This window comes from Phenylobacterium sp. (assembly GCF_046463815.1).
Taxonomy (GTDB): Bacteria; Pseudomonadota; Alphaproteobacteria; order Caulobacterales; family Caulobacteraceae; genus Phenylobacterium.
In genome coordinates this window covers 108,514-129,282 of sequence record NZ_JBKBRO010000009.1, presented here as the reverse complement: position 1 = coordinate 129,282, position 20,769 = coordinate 108,514, and the positions used below count along the sequence as shown (strand labels likewise).

General features: G+C 70.7%; 20 protein-coding genes and 1 pseudogene. 5 read left to right on the top strand and 16 right to left on the bottom strand.

Annotation, left to right across the window (positions count from 1 at the left end; genetic code table 11):
• Nucleotides 1–99 precede the first annotated feature (99 nt).
• The 4 genes from ACK4TT_RS08025 to ACK4TT_RS08010 form a co-directional block, all read right to left on the bottom strand.
• On the bottom strand, nucleotides 100–1,452 hold the full coding sequence (locus ACK4TT_RS08025) for a vWA domain-containing protein (protein WP_409635305.1): 1,353 nt from the start codon (nucleotides 1,450–1,452) through the stop codon (nucleotides 100–102).
• Nucleotides 1,453–1,462: 10 nt separating this feature from the next.
• Nucleotides 1,463–2,416, bottom strand: a complete 954-nt coding sequence (locus ACK4TT_RS08020; protein ID WP_409635303.1) for an AAA family ATPase — start codon at nucleotides 2,414–2,416, stop codon at nucleotides 1,463–1,465.
• A gap of 254 nt (nucleotides 2,417–2,670) precedes the next feature.
• Nucleotides 2,671–4,197 carry an aldehyde dehydrogenase family protein gene (locus tag ACK4TT_RS08015; RefSeq protein ID WP_409635300.1) on the bottom strand — a complete coding sequence of 509 codons (1,527 nt, stop codon included), beginning with the start codon at nucleotides 4,195–4,197 and terminating at the stop codon, nucleotides 2,671–2,673.
• Between the two features lie 4 nt (nucleotides 4,198–4,201).
• Entirely contained in the window at nucleotides 4,202–5,311 is a 1,110-nt protein-coding gene (locus ACK4TT_RS08010) for a saccharopine dehydrogenase family protein (protein ID WP_409635297.1), read from the bottom strand.
• A gap of 120 nt (nucleotides 5,312–5,431) precedes the next feature.
• Between ACK4TT_RS08010 and ACK4TT_RS08005 the strand changes: the two genes are divergently transcribed.
• Nucleotides 5,432–5,857, top strand: a complete 426-nt coding sequence (locus ACK4TT_RS08005; protein WP_409635295.1) for an Lrp/AsnC family transcriptional regulator — start codon at nucleotides 5,432–5,434, stop codon at nucleotides 5,855–5,857.
• On the opposite strand, the gene ACK4TT_RS08000 is transcribed toward ACK4TT_RS08005, so the two are convergent.
• From ACK4TT_RS08000 to ACK4TT_RS07985, 4 genes and pseudogenes are all read right to left on the bottom strand, one after another.
• Nucleotides 5,854–7,347, bottom strand: a complete 1,494-nt coding sequence (locus tag ACK4TT_RS08000) for a CehA/McbA family metallohydrolase (RefSeq protein WP_410212762.1) — start codon at nucleotides 7,345–7,347, stop codon at nucleotides 5,854–5,856. The genes ACK4TT_RS08005 and ACK4TT_RS08000 overlap by 4 nt on opposite strands.
• A 125-nt stretch (nucleotides 7,348–7,472) precedes the next feature.
• Nucleotides 7,473–7,688, bottom strand: a pseudogene (infA, locus tag ACK4TT_RS07995) (translation initiation factor IF-1); the annotation flags it as partial.
• A gap of 74 nt (nucleotides 7,689–7,762) precedes the next feature.
• Nucleotides 7,763–7,984, bottom strand: a complete 222-nt coding sequence (locus tag ACK4TT_RS07990) for a hypothetical protein (protein ID WP_410212761.1) — start codon at nucleotides 7,982–7,984, stop codon at nucleotides 7,763–7,765.
• Between the two features lie 62 nt (nucleotides 7,985–8,046).
• Nucleotides 8,047–8,256, bottom strand: coding sequence for a cold-shock protein (locus ACK4TT_RS07985; RefSeq protein ID WP_409635286.1), 210 nt, complete (start codon nucleotides 8,254–8,256; stop codon nucleotides 8,047–8,049).
• A 253-nt stretch (nucleotides 8,257–8,509) separates the two neighbouring features.
• Between ACK4TT_RS07985 and ACK4TT_RS07980 the strand changes: the two genes are divergently transcribed.
• Nucleotides 8,510–8,926, top strand: coding sequence for a DUF1810 domain-containing protein (locus ACK4TT_RS07980; protein ID WP_410212760.1), 417 nt, complete (start codon nucleotides 8,510–8,512; stop codon nucleotides 8,924–8,926).
• A gap of 109 nt (nucleotides 8,927–9,035) precedes the next feature.
• On the opposite strand, the gene ACK4TT_RS07975 is transcribed toward ACK4TT_RS07980, so the two are convergent.
• Both ACK4TT_RS07975 and ACK4TT_RS07970 read right to left on the bottom strand, forming a co-directional pair.
• Nucleotides 9,036–9,419: a hypothetical protein gene (locus tag ACK4TT_RS07975; RefSeq protein ID WP_410212759.1), complete on the bottom strand. Its 384-nt coding sequence runs from the start codon at nucleotides 9,417–9,419 to the stop codon at nucleotides 9,036–9,038.
• Nucleotides 9,416–10,432 carry a phosphotransferase family protein gene (locus ACK4TT_RS07970; protein ID WP_410212758.1) on the bottom strand — a complete coding sequence of 339 codons (1,017 nt, stop codon included), beginning with the start codon at nucleotides 10,430–10,432 and terminating at the stop codon, nucleotides 9,416–9,418. Before ACK4TT_RS07970 ends, ACK4TT_RS07975 begins: the two co-directional genes overlap by 4 nt.
• Nucleotides 10,433–10,578: 146 nt before the next feature.
• Here ACK4TT_RS07970 and ACK4TT_RS07965 point away from each other — a divergent pair, with 146 nt between their 5' ends.
• Nucleotides 10,579–11,655, top strand: a complete 1,077-nt coding sequence (locus tag ACK4TT_RS07965; protein WP_409635274.1) for a hypothetical protein — start codon at nucleotides 10,579–10,581, stop codon at nucleotides 11,653–11,655.
• Here ACK4TT_RS07965 and ACK4TT_RS07960 read toward each other — a convergent pair.
• From ACK4TT_RS07960 to cpaB, 6 genes are read right to left on the bottom strand one after another with little or no spacing between them, the layout of a single operon-like run.
• Nucleotides 11,652–12,593 carry a type II secretion system F family protein gene (locus ACK4TT_RS07960; protein WP_409635271.1) on the bottom strand — a complete coding sequence of 314 codons (942 nt, stop codon included), beginning with the start codon at nucleotides 12,591–12,593 and terminating at the stop codon, nucleotides 11,652–11,654. The genes ACK4TT_RS07965 and ACK4TT_RS07960 overlap by 4 nt on opposite strands.
• 5 nt (nucleotides 12,594–12,598) lie before the next feature.
• The gene (locus ACK4TT_RS07955) at nucleotides 12,599–13,552 is read right to left on the bottom strand and encodes a type II secretion system F family protein (protein ID WP_409635267.1); all 954 of its coding nucleotides are present in this window, start codon (nucleotides 13,550–13,552) and stop codon (nucleotides 12,599–12,601) included.
• A gap of 3 nt (nucleotides 13,553–13,555) precedes the next feature.
• Nucleotides 13,556–14,965 (bottom strand): CpaF family protein, encoded by a 1,410-nt coding sequence (locus tag ACK4TT_RS07950; RefSeq protein ID WP_409635264.1) that lies wholly within the window; start codon nucleotides 14,963–14,965, stop codon nucleotides 13,556–13,558.
• The gene (locus tag ACK4TT_RS07945) at nucleotides 14,965–16,131 is read right to left on the bottom strand and encodes a CpaE family protein (RefSeq protein ID WP_409635262.1); all 1,167 of its coding nucleotides are present in this window, start codon (nucleotides 16,129–16,131) and stop codon (nucleotides 14,965–14,967) included. The genes ACK4TT_RS07950 and ACK4TT_RS07945 overlap by 1 nt, the downstream gene beginning before the upstream one ends.
• Nucleotides 16,131–17,447 carry a type II and III secretion system protein family protein gene (locus tag ACK4TT_RS07940; protein ID WP_409635259.1) on the bottom strand — a complete coding sequence of 439 codons (1,317 nt, stop codon included), beginning with the start codon at nucleotides 17,445–17,447 and terminating at the stop codon, nucleotides 16,131–16,133. The genes ACK4TT_RS07945 and ACK4TT_RS07940 overlap by 1 nt, the downstream gene beginning before the upstream one ends.
• A 17-nt stretch (nucleotides 17,448–17,464) precedes the next feature.
• Nucleotides 17,465–18,358, bottom strand: coding sequence for a Flp pilus assembly protein CpaB (gene cpaB, locus ACK4TT_RS07935; RefSeq protein ID WP_409635256.1), 894 nt, complete (start codon nucleotides 18,356–18,358; stop codon nucleotides 17,465–17,467).
• A 168-nt stretch (nucleotides 18,359–18,526) separates the two neighbouring features.
• Here cpaB and ACK4TT_RS07930 point away from each other — a divergent pair, with 168 nt between their 5' ends.
• Complete coding sequence (locus ACK4TT_RS07930) at nucleotides 18,527–19,453, top strand: aldo/keto reductase (protein ID WP_409635254.1); 927 nt, start codon at nucleotides 18,527–18,529, stop codon at nucleotides 19,451–19,453.
• Between the two features lie 59 nt (nucleotides 19,454–19,512).
• The gene (locus ACK4TT_RS07925; RefSeq protein ID WP_410212757.1) at nucleotides 19,513–20,721 is read left to right on the top strand and encodes a CoA transferase; all 1,209 of its coding nucleotides are present in this window, start codon (nucleotides 19,513–19,515) and stop codon (nucleotides 20,719–20,721) included.
• The last annotated feature ends 48 nt before the right edge of the window (nucleotides 20,722–20,769 follow it).

Here is a 20,769-nt window from a genome sequence, read left to right as displayed (position 1 = left end):
GCGTCGGACGGCCCGCCAATCCCCGGTCGCCGCGCCCGGTCGTGACCTCCCCACCCTGGCCGCTCGCGCGGCCTGTCCCTCCCCATCAAGGGAGGGAGGTCAGTGCGGCACGTAGCTTCGGAGCACGTCGTCGATGACGCGTTCGAGCTGCTCCAGCGTCCCGCACTGCTTGGCCACGTGGCAGAAGCGGGCGTAGCGGTCCATGACGCTGTCGCCCTGGCCCCAGTAGCTCTCGGGCTCGGGGTTCAGCCAGATCACCGCCCGGCTGCGGTCGTGGATCTGCTTCATCAGGTCGAGGCGCGGCTCGGCGTGGTTCGAGCGCCCGTCGCCCAGGACGATCACCGTGGTGCGCCGGTCCAGCCGGTCCAGGTGGTTGCCGCAGAAATCCTGGAGCGCGGTCCCGTAGTCGGTGGACTGGAAGCCGATCTGCTGGAGGACGTGGAAGATGGCCTGCTCGACCTCGTGCTCGTCGAGGATGTCGCCCACCGGGATCAGCCGGCCCGAGAAGGCGAAGGCGTCCAGCCGGTCCACCACCTCGTTCAGCGAATAGAGGAAGGTCAGCAGGAACTGGGCGAAGGCGGCCACCGACTTCGAGACGTCGCAGATGGCCACGATCGAGGGCTTCTCGACCTTCTTCACCTTCCAGGCCACCTCGAACGGCACGCCGCCGTAGGCCGTGGAGCGCCGCAGCGTCTTGCGCACGTCCAGGTGGCCCTTCTGGGCGACCCGGCGGCGGCGGGCGTACTTGGCGGCGAGGCGCCTGGCCATGCGCTTCACGAGCTGCTGCATCAGGGCGTAGTCGACCGGGTCGATCCCGCCGTCGGCGTTGAGCTGCTTGCGGACCAGCCGCTCCTCGCGCAACTCGCGCACCGAGCCCGCCGCATAGAGGTCGTGCTGGCGCTGGACGTAGGCCCGGGCGTCGCGGAACAGCGCCCGCCTCGCCGCCTCAAGCCGCTCGGCCAGGCCCTCGCCGGAGCCATCCGGCAGGCGCCGGGCCCTGGCGATGATCTGCTCGATCTCCTCCAGGCCCATTTCCTCCAGCAGCCGGCGGGTCAGCCGGCTCTTCTGGGTGGTCATGCGGATCTCGGCCACGCCCGCGCGCTCGGCGGCCTCCTCCATGGCCTGCTGGACGGCCGTGGCGTCGCCCTGCAGCACGGCCTGGGCGAGCGGGCTGTCGGCGACCTGCTCGGCCTCGGTCTCGGAGAGCTCGCCGCCCTCGGGCTCGCTAAGCTCCACCGCGTCCCGGTCGAAGAAGGCCTCGAAGGTCGCGTCGAACCGGTCCACCTCGTCCCGCGACTTGGCCAGGGTGGCGCAGAGCGCGTCCTTGAACAGCGTGCGGTCCGAGAAGCCCACGGCCGCCACCGCCCGCGAGGCGTCGATCGCCTCGGCCGGCGAGACGCGAACGTCGGCGGCCCTGAGCGCCCGGAAGAACTGTTCGAGGGTGTGCTGCATCACCGCCCCCTTACCGGCGATGGATCAGCTCCACCACCTGCGGCTCGACCGCGGCGATGTCCTGCTCGAACTTCAGGATCACGTTCAGGGTGTCGCGCACGACCTCGGCGTCGAGGCTGCCCGCGTGCAGCAGCACGAGGGCGCGGGCCCAGTCGACCGTTTCGGAGATCGAGGGCGCCTTGCGCAGGTCCAGCGTCCGCAGGGACTGGACGAAGGCCACCAGCTCGCGGGTCAGCCTGGCCTCGATGCCCGGCACGCGGCTGGCCACGATCTTCTCCTCCAGGGAGGCCTCGGGCAGGGGGATGTGCAGGTGCAGGCAGCGGCGCTTGAGCGCATCGCCCAGGTCGCGGACGTTGTTGGAGGTCAGGAACACGAGCGGCGGCGTCTTGGCCTTGATGACGCCCAGCTCGGGCGCCGAGACCTGGTAGGCCGAGAGCACCTCCAGCAGGAAGGCCTCGAAGGCCTCGTCCGACTTGTCCACCTCGTCGATCAGCAGCACGCAGCCGTCGTCCTCGCGCAGCGCCTTCATCAGCGGGCGCGGCTCCAGGAACGGCTCGGAGAAGAACAGGTCGCCCATGCCGTGCAGCCGCTCCATGGCCGCCTCCATGGACGTGGCGTCGGCCAGGGCCTCGCCCATCCGGTCCTTCAGGATCTGGGTGTAGAGGAGCTGCTTGCCGTACTTCCACTCGTACAGCGCCTTGGACTCGTCGAGCCCCTCGTAGCATTGCATGCGGATCAGCGGCTGGCCCAGCATGGTCGCCGTGGACAGGGCGAGCTCGGTCTTGCCGACGCCCGCCGAGCCTTCCACCAGGATCGGCTTTTGCAGGTTCACCGCCATGTAGAGGGCGGTCGCGATGCGGCGCGAGGCGATGTAGCCCACGCCGGCCAGGCCCTCGATCAGGGCGTCGACCGAGGCGAGGGGATCGGCGCCCGAATTGGCGGCCGCGGGGGAGGAGGTCGTCAAAGGAACGGCTTTCGAAATCGCGGGGAAAGAACGCCGGCGATTGTGCCAAGCCGCGCCTGGAAGGGCAAACGAGCGTTTGACCGCACGCTCCTCTCTCCCGAGGCGAGAGGGCAGGGTGAGGGGCGGCTGGGCGACGCCTGCGGGTGGCCGAGGGCCCGCCATGGTCATGGCTGGACCCGCCTGCCGGCGGACAGTCTGGCCTCGCCCCTCACCCGGCCTCTCCCCTCCCACTGCGTGTGGGGGGAGAGGAGGGTTTAGACGTCGAACTTCACGCCCTGGGCCAGCGGCAGGGTCTTGCCGTAGTTGAGCGTGTTGGTGGCCCGGCGCATGTAGGTCTTCCAGGAATCCGAGCCGGACTCGCGCCCGCCGCCGGTCTCCTTCTCGCCGCCGAACGCCCCGCCGATCTCGGCGCCCGAGGGGCCGATGTTGACGTTGGCGATGCCGCAGTCCGAGCCGCGCGCCGAAATGAACAGCTCGGCCTCGCGCATGTCGTTGGTGAAGATCGAGGACGACAGGCCCTGGGGCACGTCGTTCTGCAGCGCGATGGCCTCGTCGAGGTCGCGGTACCTCATGACGTAGAGGATCGGCGCGAAGGTCTCGCGCTTCACCACCTCGGTCTGGCCGGGCATCTCGACGATGGCGGGGCGGACGTAGAAGCCGTCGTTCCCGACGTCCACGCGCTCGCCGCCCTGGGCCAGTCCGCCCTGGGCCTTGGCGTCGGAGAGCGCCTTCTGCATGTGGTCGAAGGCCGACTGGTCGATCAGTGGGCCGACCAGGGTCCCGGCCTCGCGCGGGTCGCCCACCGGCACCGAGGCGTAGGCGCTCTTCAGGGCGGCGACGAAGCCATCGTACTTGCTCTCGTGGACGAACAGGCGCCGCAGGGTCGTGCAGCGCTGACCGGCCGTGCCCATGGCCGCGAAGGCCACGCCGCGCAGCGCGAGGTCGAGGTCGGCGGTGGGCGCGATGATCGCCGCGTTGTTGCCGCCCAGCTCCAGGAGAGCGCGGGCGAAGCGGTGCGCCAGCCTGGGGCCGACGGCGCGGCCCATGGCCGTCGAGCCGGTGGCCGAGACCAGCGGGACCTTGTGGTGGTCGACCAGCGTCTCGCCCACGTCGCGGCCGCCGATGACCACGGCCGAGAGGCCCGCCGGGGCGTCGCCGAACTTCTTGAGCGCGCGCTCGAACAGGGCTTGCGTGGCGAGCGCCGTCAGCGGGGTCTTCTCGGACGGCTTCCAGACGCAGGCGTCGCCGCAGACGAAGGCAAGGGCCGAGTTCCAGCACCAGACCGCCACGGGGAAGTTGAACGCCGAGATGATGCCCACCACGCCCAGCGGGTGCCAGGTCTCCATCATCCGGTGGTCCGGCCGCTCGGTGGCGATGGTCAGGCCGAAGAGCTGGCGGGAGAGGCCGACCGCATAGTCGCAGATGTCGATCATCTCCTGGACCTCGCCCAGGGCTTCCGACGTGATCTTGCCGGCCTCCAGGGTGACGACCTTGGCGAGGTCGGCCTTGGCGGCGCGCAGCTCCTCGCCGAACAGGCGGACCAGCTCGCCCCGGCGCGGCGCGGGCGTGTTGCGCCAGGCCAGGAACGCCTCGTGGGCCGCCTCGACGGCGGCGTTCACCTTGGCCGGGGTGTCGTCGTGGACGTGGGCCATGACCTCGCCGGTCACCGGCGAGCGGACGGGGCGGTTCCCGCCGGTCCACAGCGCCTGGGCGACGCCCAGGCGTTCGAGGACTTCGGCGGCCTCGGAGGCCGCGGATGCGATCTTGGTCTGGACGTTCATCGGGTTACTCGGCGGCGGCCTTGAGGGTGACGGCGTCTTCGGGGGCGTAGTAGCGCCCGAAGCGGTTCGCCAGGAAGTCGGGAAGCGCGATGTCTTCCTGCCGGATGAAGCCCGTCTGGGGAAGCGTCCCGTCGGCCAGCATGTCGAGCACCGCGCAGATGGCGCCGGCGGTGGTGATCTGGATGGCGCTCTTGACCTCGCCGTTCACGGGCTGGGCGTAGACCTTGTTGACGTAGGTCTCCTGCATGAGCCGGCCGTCCTTCATCCCCGAGACGGTGACGAAGACGATGACCACGTCCTGCATGGTGGCGGGCACCGCGTTCTCCAGGATGTCCTTCAGGACGTCTCTACGGTTGCGCAGGTTCAGGTCGTTGAGCAGCGCCTTCACGATCGCCGCGTGGCCCGGATAGCGGATGGTCTTGTAGTTGAGGTTGCGCACCTTGCCGTCGAGCGTGTGGCACAAGGTGCCCAGGCCGCCCGAGGTGTTGAACGCCTCGTAGGTCACGCCGTCGAGTGCGAACTCCTCGCGCTCCTCCATGGCCGGCGTCTCGCGCAGCTTGCCGTTGACGATGGCCTCGCACGGCTCGCAGTACTCGTTGATCACCCCGTCGGTGGACCAGGTGAGGTTGTAGTTCAGCGCGTTCGAGGGATAGCGGGGCAGGGCGCCGACCCGCAGGCGCACGTCGTGCAACTCGTCGAAGTGCTTGGCGAGGTCCCAGGCGGCGATGGTGATGAAGCCGGGCGCCAGGCCGCACTGCGGAATGAAGGCGGTCTTGCTGTCCTTGGCCAGCTCGCGGACCACGCGGCTGGAGGCCACGTCCTCGGTGAGGTCCAGGTAGTGGGCGCCGGCCGCCTTGGCGGCGCGGGCGACCGCCGTGGTCAGGTGGTAGGGGGCGCAGTTCACGACCGCGAAGCAGCCGGCGATGCGCTGGGCCACGGCGTCGGAGTCGTCGATGGCTTGGCAGGCGGTCTCGACGCGGTGGCGGCCCTCCAGGGCCTTCAGCGCCGCCGCGGACTGGTCGAGGACCAGCACCTCGTAGTCGCCAGAACCCGTCAGCAGGTCGACGACGGTCGACCCGATCTTGCCCGCACCGATGACGGCGATCTTGCGCATGGATGTCCTCCCACGTTGAGCGGCCGAGAGTCGGCGGCCCGGGCGCCGCTTTCAATTGGCGCCTGGTCGATTCGTTGCGCTATTCTGGGCGTATCGCCGATCAACCTGGACATGTTGACGATGGATGACCTCGACGAGCACCTGCTGGCCAAGCTGCGGGAGAACGCCCGCGCGCCCGTCGCCGAACTGGCCCGGGCGCTGGGCCTCTCGCGCACCACGGTGCAGAGCCGGCTGGCGCGCCTGGAGCGCTCGGGGGTGATCGCCGGCTACGCGGTGAAGCTCGCGCCGACCTACGAGGCGGGCCGGGTCCACGCCTTCATCATGCTGACGGTGGAGCCCAAGCAGGCCGCCGCCGTGACTGCCGCCCTGAAGCGCATGCCGGGCGTACGCCGCCTCCAGTCGGTCAGCGGCCCCTTCGACATGATCGCCACCGCCGAGGCCGCGGGCGTCGCCGAGATGGACGCGATCATCGACGAGATCGGCGCGGTGAAGGGCGTGGAGCGCACCAACACCTCCCTCGTCCTCTCCACCAAGTTCGACCGCTAGGAGGCGGGCTCCAGGTAGATGGGATTGCCGAGCAGCCAGAGCTTGCCGTCTGGGCCGCGCACGTCGATCCGCAGCCAACCCTTGGACCCGTCGGCGGTCATCAGCAGCGTCCGCGTCTCGCCCTCGGCGAAGGGCGGGGTGTCGGCGCGCATCAGGCCCTTGGCCGGCCCGGCGAAGGCCACATGGCCGCCCGCGATCCCGGCCGTGGCGACCACGATCCGCACTATCTCGCCGGGCTTCAGCTTCAGAACGCCGCCCATGTAAGCCGTCTGGCCCCCGGCCGTGGCGGTCACGTCCAGCAGCCGGTCGGCCGTCCCCTCCACGTCGACGAAGACGCGGCCAGCGCGCAGGCCCGCCAGGATCGCCGGCTGCGAGAGGTTTTCCGCATGGACGACGGTCGTCGGCGAGCCCACCGACTGGGTCTGCGGCAGCGGCGTCGGCCCGTCGTGGTTGTCCGAGCCGCCCACGCCGGTCAGCCGGAAGCCGGCGTTCAGCCGGGCTTCCCAGAACGGGATGCCCGTACCCGGCCCCTCGGCGCCGAACTTCAGCGATCCGCCGTTGATCGCCTCGATCGCGGCGACGCGCGACCAGTCGGTCTCGGCCGTCCAGCCGCAGCCCATGCAGGCTTCGCCCGAGGGCAGGCCCGGGTGGTTGACCGAGATGATCCCGCCGGCGGCTTCGAGCTCGTCGAGGATCGTCCCCAGCTTCGGCGCCCGCGGCCCGCCCAACTGGAAGTCCAGCGGCGCGGTGGTCCCCAAGGCGTTGGCGTGGCCCTGGAAGGTGGTGATCTCTCGCCCGGGGATCAGCACCATCCGGTCGTAGTAGGGCTGGAGCTCGGCCAGCGCCTGGTGGTGCGAGGTGGTGTTGTGCTCGGTCACCGCGATGAAATCGAGGCCCCGGGCCGCCGCCGCCTCGGTGGTCCGGAACAGGGGGCAGGGGCCGCGCTGGCCGCTCTGGGCCGCGCAGCTTCCGTCGGAATGGGCGGTGTGCAGGTGCAGGTCGCCGCGATACCAGCCGGGACCGTCCTTGAGCGGCGCGGCGGCGAAGCCCCGGAAGTCCTTCGGCGAACGCTCGAACCAGATCTTCGCGGTGTAGGGCGCCTTCGAGGCCGGACGGATCGCGGGGACGCCGAGGATCAGCTTCCATTCGCCGGCCGGAATCGGTCCCGGCAGGTAGGACGGCGTGGCCCAGGTGTCGGCGACGGTGAAGCGGGCCTTGTTGCCGCCGCTCCAGCCCCGGAACCGGATGGGATCACGGACGCCCAGGTCGATGACCGACCGCTCCGCCTTGCCCTGGTAGTCGAACTCGACCGTGACCGCGCTGACGCCGGCCGGGACCTTGAACGGGACCTCGCGGTAGGTCGCCAGGTCGGCGTGCGTCATGACGCCCGCCAGCGTCAGGTCCTGGGCGGCGGCGGGCGAGGCGAGGAGCGCGGCGACCCCAAGCGCGCCGATGGGCGCCGCCGAGCCCCACTTCCAAAGCCTGGTCATGCCCCGCATCGCCGGCGGGTATAGCACGGCGGCCGCGAAGGTCCGGCCGGGCTTGGGGGCTCGCCGCTCTAGCGGCGGCGGAATTGCGGCCTGGCGGCGGCGCCGGCCGGGCGGGCGCCCTCGGGCTTGTGGCGGTAGGTGATCCGGCCGCGGTCCATGTCGTAGGGCGTCATCTCGACGGTGACGCGGTCGCCGACCATCGAGCGGATGCGGTGCTTCTTCATCTTGCCGGCCGTGTAGGCCAGGATCTCGTGGTCGTTCTCCAGGCGCACGCGGAAGCGGCCCTCGGGCAGCAGTTCGATGATCTGGCCGTCGAACTCGACGAGCTCTTCCTTCGCCATGGGCGCTCCTTGTTCGGGTCGCGTTCGCGACGTGGGTGACGGGCCGCGCGCCGCCTGGCGGGGCGCGCCCGTTCTCAGGCCCCGCGGGCGCCCGGGTCGTCCGCGGGCGGCGGGGACGTGTTGCGGCTCGAGGCCGCGCAGATCGCTTCCAGGTGTCCCCGGAGGCTGCGCTGCGAGAGCAGGGCGTCGACCGCCCGGCATCCTTCGGCGTGCAGGCGCTTCTTCAGGCTGGCGAAGTCGGGCGCTTCACCGGACCGCGCCACCTGATAGGCGCGTTCGATGGTCGAGATGGTCATGCAGTCCGCGACGGCGGTGGGGGAGGCGGTCCAGGGACCGCCTCCGGGCCGTCGCCCGTCCCTTAGGCCGCTTGCAGCTGGCCGGCGGACATCTTGCCGCTGCGCTGATCGCGCTCCAGCTCATAGGAGACCTTCTGGCCTTCGCCCAGCGAGCCCATGCCCGCGCGTTCGACGGCGGAGATGTGGACGAACACGTCCGGGCCGCCTTGGTCGGGTTGGATGAAGCCGAAGCCCTTGGTGGGGTTGAACCACTTCACAGTGCCGATAGCCATGGTTTTGATCTTTCAGTCATGAGTTCTCGCCCGCCAACGCGGCGTGCGATATCAAATTTTCGGAGATGGTCTTGGCAGGCTCGGGCTCGATCCGAAGAACAAGCGTGGAGAGCAACCGAACCGAAATCGATATTCGACTTTGATAGTTTCGCACAATTTGATCCGGAAATCCAGATAAATCTAGCCTCCATCCGCGGAAGCGGATTCCGGCGGGCCGGCGCGCCAAGCACGGCGGTTGGGCGTAGGATGGGCCATGGACGATCCCTTCGGCCTCCAGCGGTTCGTGGACGCCCAGGCCGATGCCTACGGCCAGGCGCTCGCCGAACTGCGCGCCGGCCAGAAGCGCAGCCACTGGATGTGGTTCGTCCTGCCCCAGATCGCGGGCCTGGGATCTAGCCCCATGGCCCGCGCCTACGCGATCTCAAGTCTGGAAGAGGCCCGCGCCTACCTCGCCCATCCGGTGCTGGGCTCGCGGCTGCGGGAATGCGTGACGGCCGTGCTCGCCGTCACCGGCCGCACCGCGCACGAGATCTTCGGCAGCCCCGACGACCTGAAGTTCCGCTCCTGCCTGACCCTCTTCGCCCACGCGAGCGACGAGGCGCTGTTCCGCGAGGCGTTGGCGAAGTTCTACGGCGGCGAGGAAGACCCGGCGACGCTCGCGCGGCTGTAAGGGGCCTTCTCCTCCCCCGACGGGGGAGGAGAACGGGGACGATCCTGAGACGTCATGCCTCCTCTTCCCCGCGAAGCGAGAGGGAGAGGGCAGTGAGAGGGCTTGCCCCCTACGCCGGCGCGCCGGACAGCCTGCGCCGCTCGGTCCCGGCGATCAGTTCGGCCCAGATGGCTTCGACCGTGGCCGTATCGCCCGCCGCCTCGGCCGCCGCGTGGCGGTCGATCAGCAGGCCGCGCAGGCGGTTGTTCTCGGCCGTGAGCGCCGAGATCCGAAGGTCGGCGTCCTCGCCCTTCTCGCCCAGCAGGGCGCGGACGGCGCGGTTCTCCTCGACCAGCACGTGGGCCGCCCGATCCCAGGTCTCGGCGGCGGTCGCCAGCAGCATGGCGCTCAGCATCAGGTCGCTGGTCCGCTCGGCCGCCGGGACCGAGGGGTCGGCGTTCTTCATCAGGAGGCCCGCGAGCTCTCCCAGGACGGCGGGGATTTCGGGGGTCATAGGCGGCCCATCACCTTCAGCATGGCGCGTTCCTGGGAGTTGATGAGCATCCAGGCGGGATAGACCATGATCGGCGCCCGGTTGCCGCCCGAGATGAAGGCCTTGGCGCTGCCGACCCAGATGCCCTGGCCCTTCACGCAGTTGAACAGGGTCCACCACTTCAGCGCGGCGGGGTCGGCCTTCAGGCCGCTGGCGCGCTCCCAGATGGCGACGGCCTCGGCTTCGGGGACCAGGCCGCCGGCCAGGCCTTCGCGGCCGAAGGTCCACACCGGCTGCAGGCTCCAGCCCAGGTCCTCCAGGGGATCGCCCAGGTGGCACATCTCCCAGTCCAGCACGCCGTGGATCTCGCCGGACGTGTCGAAAAGGAAGTTGCCGGTCCGGTAGTCGCCGTGGACCACGCTGATCTTCTGGGCCGGGGGCGGCGGGTTGGCGCGCAGCCAGCGGATGGCCGCCCGCGTGATCGGCAGGGGCTCCACCGCGTCGCGGTCGATCAGCCCCTCCCAGTGGTCCAGCTCGCGTTTCCAGCAGGCCTCGGGCGCGGGCGCCTCCAGCACCTCGGTCAGGCCCAGGGCGGCCGGGTCGGCCTTGGCGATTTCGCCCAGGATGGTCCACTTCCGCTCGGCCACGCGCGGCAGCACGGCGTCGTAGAAGCCCGAGAACAGCACCTGGGGCGAGGCCTCGTGGCCCGACAGCTCCTCGGCGATGAAGAACGGGTAGTCGAGGGCGTCGTCCGCCTCCTCCAGCCACAGCATCTCGGGGACCGGCACGGCCGAGCCGTGGAAGGCGCGGTAGGCGCCGAACTCCACCCGCCGCTCGGTCTCGATCAGGCTGGCCGGGGGATCGCGCCTGAGGATCATGCGGCGCTCGCCGCCGTCCCAGGTCAGGCGGAAGCGGTAGGTCTCGCGCGAGGCGCCGCCCGAGATGCGCTCCAGGCCCGAGACGGCGAGGTCGCGGGCGTCGGGCATCTTGCGCGCGATGTAGGCGGCCAGGCGCGGCTCAAGCGGATGTGACACGAAAACTTCGCCGTCGGATGACGCGAGGTCACCGGAGACGACGCCTCCCTTTTCTTCTTATCTTTGATCACTTGATACCCGCGGACGCGGCTCGGCAAGACTGACCGCGCGTCAACGAGACGGGAAGCTTTGAGGGAGGCCGCGCGATGCTCACCAGGGGCGACGACTATCCGATCCACCAGACGCCCGAGCCCATCGCCTACGCGGGGTCCGACCGCAACTTCTACGACCGCTACTTCTTCAATGCCTATTCGCCGGACGGGACCGAGTTCGTGGCCGTGGCCTTCGGGGTCTATCCGGCGCTGAACGTCGCCGACGCCCACGTTTCCATCGTCAAGGACGGGGTGCAGCGCTGCCTGCACGCCTCGAAGGTCCTCAACATGGAGCGGATGGACCTGACCGTGGGGCCCATCTCCATCGAGGTGCTGGAGCCGCTCCAGCGCCTGAAGGTGACCATAGCGCCCGCCGAAGGCCTGGCCGGCGAACTGGTCTTCGAGGGCCGCGCCTTCCCCATCGAGGAGCCGCGCTTCGTCAAGCGGCTCGGCCCGCGCCTCTTCATGGACTATACGCGGCTGACCCAGAACATGCGGGTCTCGGGCTGGCTGGAGATGGATGGCCAGCGGATCGACTGTTCGGGCTGGCTCGGCACCCGCGACCGCTCGTGGGGCATCCGCCCGGTGGGCGCGCCCGACCCGCAGCCGACGCCCGGGGCCGGGATCACCGGCTTCTTCTGGCAGTGGACGCCGGTGAACTTCGACGACCGCTCGGTCTTCTTCCACGTCAACGCCGACCCGGACGGCAAGCCCTGGAACACCCGCGCCGTGGTGCTGCCCGACGGGGCCGGACCCGAGGGCGGCTGGCACACCGAACAGGCGACCATGGAGGTGACGCTCCGCCAGGGCCTGAAGCACGCCGAGCGCGGCGAACTGACCATCCCGCTGGCCGAGGGCTCGGCGACCGTCTCCTTCGAGCCGGTCGCGACCTTCCTGATGCGCGGCATCGGCTACGGCGGCGAATGGCGCCACGGAGGCCTGAAGGGCGAGCTGGCCGTGGCCCGCGAGGACATCGACCTCGGGACGGCCGACATGGGCGCCATGGAGAACCTGCACATCCAGGCCATCTCCAAGGCCGTCCTCAGGACCCCCGGCGAGCCCGACCGCGCGGGCGTCGGCGTCTTCGAGCAACTGATCCTCGGACCCTACCGGCCGTACGGGATCGGCTAGCCCAGCACCTTCATCGTCCTGACCGCGGCCGGCAGCATGAGCGCCACCAGCAGCGAGGGGAAGATGAACAGGATCAGCGGCACGGTCAGCTTGGCCGACAGCGCCAGGGCCTTCTCCTCGGCGCGCAGCATCCGCTTGGCCCGCATGTCCTGGGAGAAGACCTGCAGGGTCTCGCCCAGGCTGGTGCCCATCTCCTCGGCCTGGCGCAGCATGGTGGCGAGCGCGCGGGCGTCCTCGATCCCCAGGCGGTCGGCGAAGGCCGCCCAGGCGTCCTTGCGGGCCCGGCCGGCGCGCAGTTCCAGCACCAGGAAGCGCAGGTGGACGGTGAGGTTCGGATAGCGCCGCTGCAGCTCGTCGGTCACCCGGCTGACCGAGGCGTCCAGGCTCATGCCGGCCTCCACCGAGGCGACCAGCAGGTCGAGCAGGTCGGGGAAGCCGTCCGAATACTCGCGCTCGCGCTTGGTCTTGCGGGCCTTCAGCACCTGTTCGGGGCCCAGGAGCGCGGCCAGCGACAGGCCGCAGGCCAGCATCAGCGGCGTCATGCCGCCGCCCTTGCCGCCGATCGTCATCGGCAGGGTGAGCAGGACGCCCACCGTGGCGACCACCATCAGCGCGGCCTTCACGCCCAGGAAGATCACCGGCGCCTCGCGGTTGAAGAAGCCGGCCTGCATCAGCCGCGAGCGCAGGAGGGAGAGCTTGGCCGGATCGCGCACGGCGCTCTGCTGACCCAGCCTGCGGACGGTCGAGAGCACCTGGTCGGGCAGGGCCAGGCCCTGGGGCTTTTCCACCGTGGGGGCGGCGGCCGCGCCCGCCGCGGCGAAGCGGCTGCGGCGCAGCGCGCGCACCCGCAGCTCCGACACCACCAGGAAGGCCAGGCCGGCGACGGCCCCGCCCACCATCAGCAGGCCCGCGCCGTAGATGATCGTCTCCAGGTCCATGGCCTCTAGAGCCTCATGTCGATCATGCGGCGCATGACGAGGTTGCCGATGACGATCCAGATGAAGGTGCCGATCAGGCCCCACTTCACGGCCGGCTCGTTGATCACGTCCCCGTAGAACTTCGGCGAGATCAGCATGATCGCGCCGACGGCCAGGAAGGGCGCCGAGGTCAGGATCATCGCCGAGGCGCGGCCCTCGGAGGACGCCGCCTTGATCTTCAGCCGCATCTTGTGGCGCTCGCGGATGGTGCTGGCGTTGAGCTTCAGGAGGCCGGTCAGGTTGCCGCCGGTGCGCTCCTGCAGGCGGATGGTGGCGGCGAACAGGTCCACGTCGGGGTGCTGGCAGCGCTCGGCGATGCGCTCGACGGCCTGCTCCAGGGTGGCGCCGTAGGCGATCTCGTCGGCGGCCATGCCGAACTCCGAGCCGACGGGATCGGACATTTCGCGGCCCACGAGGGCGATGGCCGTGGGGACCGGATGGCCGGCCTCGAGGCTGCGGACGATGATCTCCAGGGCCTGGGGAAGCTGGAAGCCGAGCGCGTTGGCGCGGCGGCCGGCCATGAACTTCAGGACCAGGATCGGGACGCCCACGCCGCCGATCAGCGCCCCGGCGATCGCGGCCAGCGGATTGCGGGTCATGACCGCGAGGCCGCCCGCGCCGATCACCGCGGCCCCCAGGACGTAGGTCGTCCACTTGCGCGGATCGTAGGGCAGGCCGGAGGCGACGATCAGATCGGACAGCCAGCGCAGCCGGCCGCTGCGTTCGCCCGTCGCCGAGAGGCCGCGCTGCTTGCGCAGCTCGACGACCAGGGCCGAGATGCCGTCAACCTTCTCGGCCACCTTCAGGCGCCGGTTGACCAGCCGCTTCTGGGCGGCGGTGCTCAAGAGGCCGATCAGCGCCTGCGCGGCGGCGAACACCGCGGCGAAGACCAGCACCAGGAAGACGGCGTTGGCGTCCATGGCCTAGCCCAGCGGCTTGGACGGGTCGAAGTTGGCCGTGTCGTACGAGATGCCCCGGCGCAGCATCTCGTCCAGGCATCGGGGCCGAAGCCCGCTCGCCCGGAACTCGCCGTGCACCGTTCCATCCGCCCCCGTATGCGTCCGGTTGAAGGTGAAGATGTCCTGCATCTGCACGACGTTCCCCTCCATCCCGACGATCTCTGTTACATGTGTAATTTTTCGACGGCCGTCGGCCAGGCGCATGACCTGGATGATCAGGCCGACGGCCGAGGCGATCTGGGAGCGCATGGCGTCATAGCTGATGTTCATGCCGCCCATGGCGACCATCTGCTCCAGGCGGCTGACGGCCTCGCGGGGATTGTTGGCGTGGATGGTGGCCATGGAGCCCTCGTGGCCCGTGTTCATGGCCTGCAGCATGTCGAAGGCTTCCTCCGAACGAACCTCGCCCAGGATCACGCGGTCAGGCCGCATCCGGAGCGCGTTCTTGACCAGCTCGCGCTGGCGGATCTCGCCCTTGCCCTCGATGTTCGGCGGGCGGGTCTCCATGCGCACGACGTGCGGCTGCTGGAGCTGCAGTTCGGCGGCGTCCTCGATGGTGATCAGGCGCTCGCCATGGCTGATGGCGGCCGAGAGCGCGTTGAGCAGGGTCGTCTTGCCCGAGCCGGTGCCGCCCGAGATGACGGTCGAGACCCGCGCCCGGACCGCGCCATAGAGGAAGTCGGCCACCGCCTGGGGCATGGCGTTGAACTCGACCAGCTTCTCGAGCGTCAGCGGCTTCTTGGAGAACTTCCGGATCGAGACCGAGGCGCCGTCGATGGCGATGGGCGGGATGGCGGCATTCACGCGGCTGCCGTCGGGCAGGCGGGCGTCCACCATCGGCTGGCTCTCATCGATCCGGCGGCCGACGCCGGCGACGATGCGCTGGACGATGCGCAGCAGGTGGTCGTTGTCCCGGAAGTGGACCGGGGTGAGCTCCAGCTCGCCGCGCCGTTCCACATAGACCTGGTAGGGGCCGTTGATCAGGATGTCGTTGATCGACTCGTCCTTCAGCAGCGGCTCGATGGGGCCCAGGCCCACCATCTCGTCGTAGATCGAGGCGCCCAGCTCCTCGAGCTCCTGGGTGTTGAGGGCCATGCGCTCGGCCCGGGCGAACTCGACCACCTGGCCCATGACCTGCCGGCGCAGCTCGGCTTCGTCGAGCTTGTCGAGCTTGGCGAGGTCGAGTTCGTCGATGAGCTTCGAGTGCAGACGCAGGCGCAGGTCGAGCCGCTTGGCGTCGGCGGCGGGCGGCGCGGGGCGGGCGACCTCCTTGGGCTGGGGGTCAGGGGCGGGCGCGGCCTTGGCGGCCCTGGTCGGCGCGGGGGCCCTGGATTCCGGCGCCGGCTGGGCGCGCGCGAGGCTGAACCGGGCCATCAGGCGGCCCTCGCGCCCGGGCCGCGCGCCGGCGCGGCGGCCAGGCGCTCGACCAGGGTCTGGATGTCCTTGACGATCTTCGACTTGGGCCGGTGCTGGGCGATGGGGCCGCCCAGGTTGGCGGAGGCCGCCGCCGCTTCCCAGTCGGAGCTGACGCCCGCGTCGGCCTTGCGCTGCAGCGCCCGCTCGGCCTCGGTCATGGAGGGGGCCGGGCCGAACATGCGGCTGGCCAGGCGGTTCAGCACGATGCGCGGCTTCAGGCCCGTGCCCAGCGCAGCCTCGATCTCGTCGGAATAGGAGCGTGCGGCCAGCAGGGCGGGGACGGTCAGCTCGGAGATGACCAGCACCTCGTCGCAGCCGGCCAGGGCCTCAAGCGTCCAGGCGCGGCGGTGGCGCGGCACGTCCAGGATCACCCAGTCGTAGCACTCGCAGGCGACCTCCAGCACGCGCAGCACCGCCTCGCGCGAAACCGCATCGAAGCCGCCGGGGTCGCGGACGCCGGCCAGCAGGTCGAGCTGCTTGGAGACCGGCGTGATGAAGGCCTGGAGCATGGCCGCGTCCAGACGCTCGGCCGCCTGGCCGAAGTCGGCGAGCCGCATGGCCGGCTGGGCGCCCAGATAGGCGGCCGTCGCCCCGTCGGCGAGGTTCAGGTCCACCAGGCAGACGCTGCGTTCCTTCCTGGCGCGCGCGCCCAGGGCCGTGGCGATCTCGATGGCCAGCGTCGTGGCGCCGGCGCCGCCCACGGCGCCGGTCACCGCCCAGCAGCGGCTGTCGCCGGACGTGGCCTGGGGCGCGGGCTGCGAGGCCGCCAGCAGCGCATGGATCGCGCCCGCGAGCTGTTCGCCGGTGAAGGGAGCCTCCAGCACGTCGGAGTCGGGCAGGCGCAGCAGGTTGCGGACCAGGCCGGCCGGCAGGCTCTCGCCCACCAGCAGCACGGGCGGGCAGGCCTTGAGGCCCGACAGCGTCTTGACGGCGGCGGCGAGCTCGGGGGCCTCCCAGGCGTCGGCGTCGATCAGCACCAGGTCGCGTGGGACGGCGGAAAGTTCGGCGAGCTGCTCCATGCCGCCCAGCTCCATCTCGGCGCCGGCCAGCGGGCCCTTGGCGTGCGGGGCGAGCGCGGCGCCCAGCGCCAGGATGCGACGCCCCTTGATATTGGCGTTCGGCATCACCGGCCCTCCTGCCCGCTGATCGGCTTGTCCAGGGCCTTGCCTTCGAGCATCAGCCGCCCAGCCGAAGGTTCGTCGCCCGGCGCGGCGCGGGTCTCGGCGGCCTTGGCGAGGTCGGCCGGGCTGGCGAAACGCGGGGTGACGATGACCACGAGCTCGGTCTCGGCCTTCTTCCAGCGGGCGGAGCGGAAGAGCGTGCCGATCACCGGGACCTGGCCGATCCCCGGCACCTGGCGCATGGCGTTGGTGTAGTCGCGCTGGAAGAGGCCGCCGATGGCGAGCGACTCGCCCGGCTTCAGCTCGACGGTGGTCTCGGTCTCGCGGGAGATCAGGCCGGGCACCGTGAAGCCCAGCAGGCGCAGCGAGTTCGAGAAGTCGAGCTGGCTGACCTTGGGCGCCACCTCCAGCCGGATCAGGCCGTTGTCCTGCACCACGGGCGTGAAGGACAGCTCCACGCCGTACTTGCGGAACTCCAGGCTGATGACGTCCTGCTTCTGGGGCACCGGATAGGGGTACTCGCCGCCGGCGTGGAAGGTCGCCTTCTCGCCCGGGATGGCCACGAGGTTCGGCCGCGCCAGGGTGCGGACGACGCCCTTTTCCTCCAGCGCGGCGAGCGCCAGGTCGACCGAGGTGGCGCCGATCGTGCCGTTCACCTGCACCAGCCCGGTCGGCGAGACGCCGCCGATCAGGCCGTTGCCCCAGTCGAAGCGGAAGTTGTTGCTCCGGATCGTGCCGGCGACGCCCACGTCCTGCAGGGCCGAGCGGGAGGCCTCCAGCACGCGGACCTCCAGGATCACCTGCTGGGAGGCGCGCACCGACACGCGGGAGATCAGGCCGTCGGGGGCGTAGCGGCGGGCGATCGCCTCGGCCTTGTACTGGACGCCGGTGTCCGACACCTCGCCGGTCAGCATCAGCGCCTCGCCCAGGTTGCGCACCCGCAGCGGCTCGTTGGGGAAGGCCGCGGTCAGGTCCTGCTGCAGGCCGTCGGCGTCGTAGCCCACCCGGATGTCCAGCACCTCGAGCAGGCGGCCGCCCGGTCCGAAGACCAGCATGTTGGTGGAGCCGAACTCCATGCCCTGAACGTAGAAGCTGCGGTCCGAGGTGGCGCTCACCTTGGCGATCTCGGGCTGGGCCACGACGATGCGCGTCGCCGGCTGGGCCAGCCGGAACGACAGGGTCTTGTCGCGCGGCACATGGATCGAGCGGCGCAGCGCGGGTTCGCTGGCGAGCACCTGGGCATGGCTCGTGGCGGGGACGGCCGCCGAAAGGGCGAAGGCGCAGGCGAGGGCGCCGAAGACGGTGCGGGTCATGAGCATCGGGGCGTCTCGCGGGGTCAGGGGTTGGCCGAGGCGACGACGGCCGAGGCGCCGGGGGCGACGACCGGCGGCGGCCGCTCGCGCTTCACCGCGGTCCCCTCGATCACCATGATGCCGGAGGCGGCGCGGGCGGGGCCGCCCGGCGCGCGGACGGGCGAACGGCCGCCGGCCCCAACGAGGAAGTCGCCCGTGCGCAGCGGGCCTGCGTCGGCGATCTCGACCTCGCCGGTCTTGCGCAGCGCCAGCGACAGCTTGCCGACGGTGGCGGCGATGGACAGCTTCTGCGCCTCCTCCACCGAGACCTCGATGGTCGCCGTCGAAGGTGAGGCGGGCTTCTCGGTGGTGGGGTCGGCGTTCAGGTCGACACCCAGGAGACGGACGTTCTGGACCACGACGTGGGAGACCCAGGTGCGGTCGGGACCGTTCGGCGTGGCGTCGCGCACCAGCACCACGTCCACCCGGTCGCCGGGCAGGGCGTGGCCGCCCACGCCGCTGGAGTCGTCCACCCGCAGCGTATAGGCGCGCATCCCGTCGGCCAGCTCGGCCGCGACGGTCGGCCGCGCGCCGGGGCCGGAGATCTTGGCCGGCAGGACCGGCTCGCGCGCGGCGATGGGGGTCAGGGCCACGGGGGGCTTGCCGGCGTCGGCGCCCAGCACCTGCTGGATGGTCTGGAAGGCGCCTTCGGGGACCATGTTGGCCGGCGCCTGGACGAGGGTCAGCATGCCGGCTTCCAGGCGGTCGCCGTACTTGATCGGCCGGGCGGCCACGACCACCGAAACGCCCTTCACCTCGGGGGCGGCGGCGGCGCTCTTGGCCGCGCCGCCGTTGGGCAGCACGGTCTTGGCGACGACCAGCGCGCCGAGGCCGAGCACGGCCGACGCCGCGAGGCTGACGATGGTGATGACCCGCATCCGATCCGACTCTCAGGAGAGTTTCTTCTTTGAGATCGCGAGGTTAACGGGCGGGGACTTGCGATATCCCCAACAAACCTGGTGAACGGTCGGAAAGCATGTTGTCCGGCGCCGCTTTGACCGCCCCCTGGCGAGGGCTACGCTTGGCGACTTCAGAAGGAGCGAGCCATGCGGATGCGCAGACTTGGGAATTCGGGCCTCAAGGTCAGCGAGGTGGGCCTGGGCTGCAACAACTTCGGCATGCGCATCGACGAGACGGAAACCCAGGCTGTCGTGGGCGCCGCCCTCGACGCCGGGATCAACCTCTTCGACACCGCCGACATCTATGGCGGGACCCAGTCCGAAGTGTTCCTCGGCAAGGCGCTGGGCAAGCGCCGCCACGAGATCGTGCTGGCCACCAAGTTCGGCATGGATGTCCGGGGCGATGCGGCGAAGTCCGGCGGCTCGCGCCGCTGGATCATGCAGGCGGTGGAGGACAGCCTTCGGCGCCTGGGCACGGACTGGATCGACCTCTACCAGTTCCACCGGCCCGATCCGGAGACGCCGGTGGAGGAGACGCTCCGGGCGCTGGACGACCTCGTGCGCCAGGGCAAGGTCCGCTACATCGGCAATTCCAACTTCGCCGGCTGGCAGGTGGCCGACGCCGACTGGATCGCGCGGACCGAGGGGCTTAACCGCTTCGTCTCGGCCCAGAACGAATATTCGCTGCTGAACCGCAAGTCCGCCTTCGAGGTGCTGCCCGCCTGCGAGCGCTTCGGCCTGGGCGTGCTGCCCTATTTCCCGCTGGCCTCGGGGCTGCTCTCGGGCAAGTACCGGCGGGGCGAGGCGCCGCCCACGGACAGCCGGCTCGCCGCCTGGGGCGGGCGCGGCCTGACCGACGCCAACTTCGACAGGGTCGAGGCGCTGGAGGGCTGGGCCAAGGCGCGGGGCCATACGCTCCTGGAACTGGCCTTCGCCTGGCTGCTGGGCCAGCCCGTGGTCTCGTCGGTGATCGCCGGCGCCACCCGGCCGGAACAGGTCCGCGCCAACGCCGCGACGGCGGACTGGCGGCTGACGCCCGACGAGGTGGCCGAGGTGACGGCGCTCGTCGCCTAGGTGGTTGCCGGACGCAGGGGCAGTTGGCGGACGATGCGCCCGCATCGCTGGGAGGATGGATGTACGACCTGTTGAAGGGCCTGCGCGTGGTGGAGGGCGCCGCGTTCGTGGCCGCGCCCACCTGCGGCCTTTACCTCGCCCAGATGGGCGCCGAGGTGATCCGCTTCGACAACATCGGCGGAGGTCCCGACTTCCGCCGCTGGCCGCTCGCCGACAACGGCATGAGCCTCTACTGGGAGGGCCTGAACAAGGGGAAGAAGTCGGTCGCCATCGACCTGACGAGCCCGAAGGGACGTGAGATCGCCCAGGCTCTGGCGGCCTCACCGGGTGCTGACGGCGGCCTCTTCGTCACCAACTTCCCGGTGGACGGCTTCCTTTCGTACGAGACGCTGAAGACGCTCCGCGCCGACCTGATCTGCGTGCGTGTCATGGGCTGGGCCGACGGCTCCCAGGGCATGGACTACACGATCAACTCCGCCATCGGCCTGCCGCAGATGACCGGTCCGGTGGACGATCCCCGGCCGGTGAACCACGTGTTGGCCGCCTGGGACCTGCTGACCGGCGCCTACTGCGCCTTCACCCTGGTCTCGGCCTTGCTGGCGCGCCACCGCACCGGGGAGGGCCGCGAGATCCGCGCGCCGCTGTCGGACATCGCCGCGACCACGCTGGCCAACCTGGGCTTCACGGCCGAGACCATGCTGGCTGGCCGCCAGCGGCCGCGCATGGGCAACGACGTCTACGGCGCCTTCGGCCGCGACTTCGTAACCCGGGACGGCCAGACCCTGATGCTGCTCGCCATCACGCCCCGCCAGTGGTCCAAGGCCCTGGAGGCCCTGGGCCTGAAGGAGGCCGTGGCCGCCCTGGAGGCCGAGCTCGGCGTCTCGTTCGCGACGGACGAGGGCCTGCGCTTCACGCACCGCGCCCGGCTCTACCCGCTGTTCGAGCAGGCCTTCGCCGGCAAGGACCTGGCGGAGATCGCACCCGCCTTCGACGCGGGCGGCGTCACCTGGGGGACCTATCAGCCGCTGGAGGCGGCCCTGAACGATCCGCGCCTGTTCAAGGACAACCCCGTCTTCCAGGACGTGCGCCATCCCAGCGGGCTGACCTATCCGGCGCCCGGCGCGGCGGCCACCATCCCACAGGACGCGCGCGGCCCGGTCGCGCCGGCGCCCAGACTGGGCCAGCACACCGACGAGGTGCTGGCGGAAATCCTGGGTCTGAGCGCCGCCGAAATCGGCAAGCTGCACGACCAGGCCGTCGTGGCCTGAAAGCGGCTGGCGCCCTCGCCCGCGCCGCCCCATCTGAAGCTTCGGCAG

What these genes read in the sequence shown, in the direction of transcription:
- ACK4TT_RS08025 (WP_409635305.1), bottom strand. Translation starts at nt 1,452, where the DNA reads ATGCAGCACACCCTCGAACAGTTCTTCCGGGCGCTCAGGGCCGCCGAC.
- ACK4TT_RS08015 (WP_409635300.1), bottom strand. Translation starts at nt 4,197, where the DNA reads ATGAACGTCCAGACCAAGATCGCATCCGCGGCCTCCGAGGCCGCCGAA.
- ACK4TT_RS08010 (WP_409635297.1), bottom strand. Translation starts at nt 5,311, where the DNA reads ATGCGCAAGATCGCCGTCATCGGTGCGGGCAAGATCGGGTCGACCGTC.
- ACK4TT_RS08005 (WP_409635295.1), top strand. Translation starts at nt 5,432, where the DNA reads ATGGATGACCTCGACGAGCACCTGCTGGCCAAGCTGCGGGAGAACGCC.
- ACK4TT_RS08000 (WP_410212762.1), bottom strand. Translation starts at nt 7,347, where the DNA reads ATGACCAGGCTTTGGAAGTGGGGCTCGGCGGCGCCCATCGGCGCGCTT.
- ACK4TT_RS07990 (WP_410212761.1), bottom strand. Translation starts at nt 7,984, where the DNA reads ATGACCATCTCGACCATCGAACGCGCCTATCAGGTGGCGCGGTCCGGT.
- ACK4TT_RS07985 (WP_409635286.1), bottom strand. Translation starts at nt 8,256, where the DNA reads ATGGCTATCGGCACTGTGAAGTGGTTCAACCCCACCAAGGGCTTCGGC.
- ACK4TT_RS07980 (WP_410212760.1), top strand. Translation starts at nt 8,510, where the DNA reads ATGGACGATCCCTTCGGCCTCCAGCGGTTCGTGGACGCCCAGGCCGAT.
- ACK4TT_RS07975 (WP_410212759.1), bottom strand. Translation starts at nt 9,419, where the DNA reads ATGACCCCCGAAATCCCCGCCGTCCTGGGAGAGCTCGCGGGCCTCCTG.
- ACK4TT_RS07965 (WP_409635274.1), top strand. Translation starts at nt 10,579, where the DNA reads ATGCTCACCAGGGGCGACGACTATCCGATCCACCAGACGCCCGAGCCC.
- ACK4TT_RS07960 (WP_409635271.1), bottom strand. Translation starts at nt 12,593, where the DNA reads ATGGACCTGGAGACGATCATCTACGGCGCGGGCCTGCTGATGGTGGGC.
- ACK4TT_RS07955 (WP_409635267.1), bottom strand. Translation starts at nt 13,552, where the DNA reads ATGGACGCCAACGCCGTCTTCCTGGTGCTGGTCTTCGCCGCGGTGTTC.
- ACK4TT_RS07950 (WP_409635264.1), bottom strand. Translation starts at nt 14,965, where the DNA reads ATGGCCCGGTTCAGCCTCGCGCGCGCCCAGCCGGCGCCGGAATCCAGG.
- ACK4TT_RS07945 (WP_409635262.1), bottom strand. Translation starts at nt 16,131, where the DNA reads ATGCCGAACGCCAATATCAAGGGGCGTCGCATCCTGGCGCTGGGCGCC.
- ACK4TT_RS07940 (WP_409635259.1), bottom strand. Translation starts at nt 17,447, where the DNA reads ATGCTCATGACCCGCACCGTCTTCGGCGCCCTCGCCTGCGCCTTCGCC.
- cpaB (WP_409635256.1), bottom strand. Translation starts at nt 18,358, where the DNA reads ATGCGGGTCATCACCATCGTCAGCCTCGCGGCGTCGGCCGTGCTCGGC.
- ACK4TT_RS07930 (WP_409635254.1), top strand. Translation starts at nt 18,527, where the DNA reads ATGCGGATGCGCAGACTTGGGAATTCGGGCCTCAAGGTCAGCGAGGTG.
- ACK4TT_RS07925 (WP_410212757.1), top strand. Translation starts at nt 19,513, where the DNA reads ATGTACGACCTGTTGAAGGGCCTGCGCGTGGTGGAGGGCGCCGCGTTC.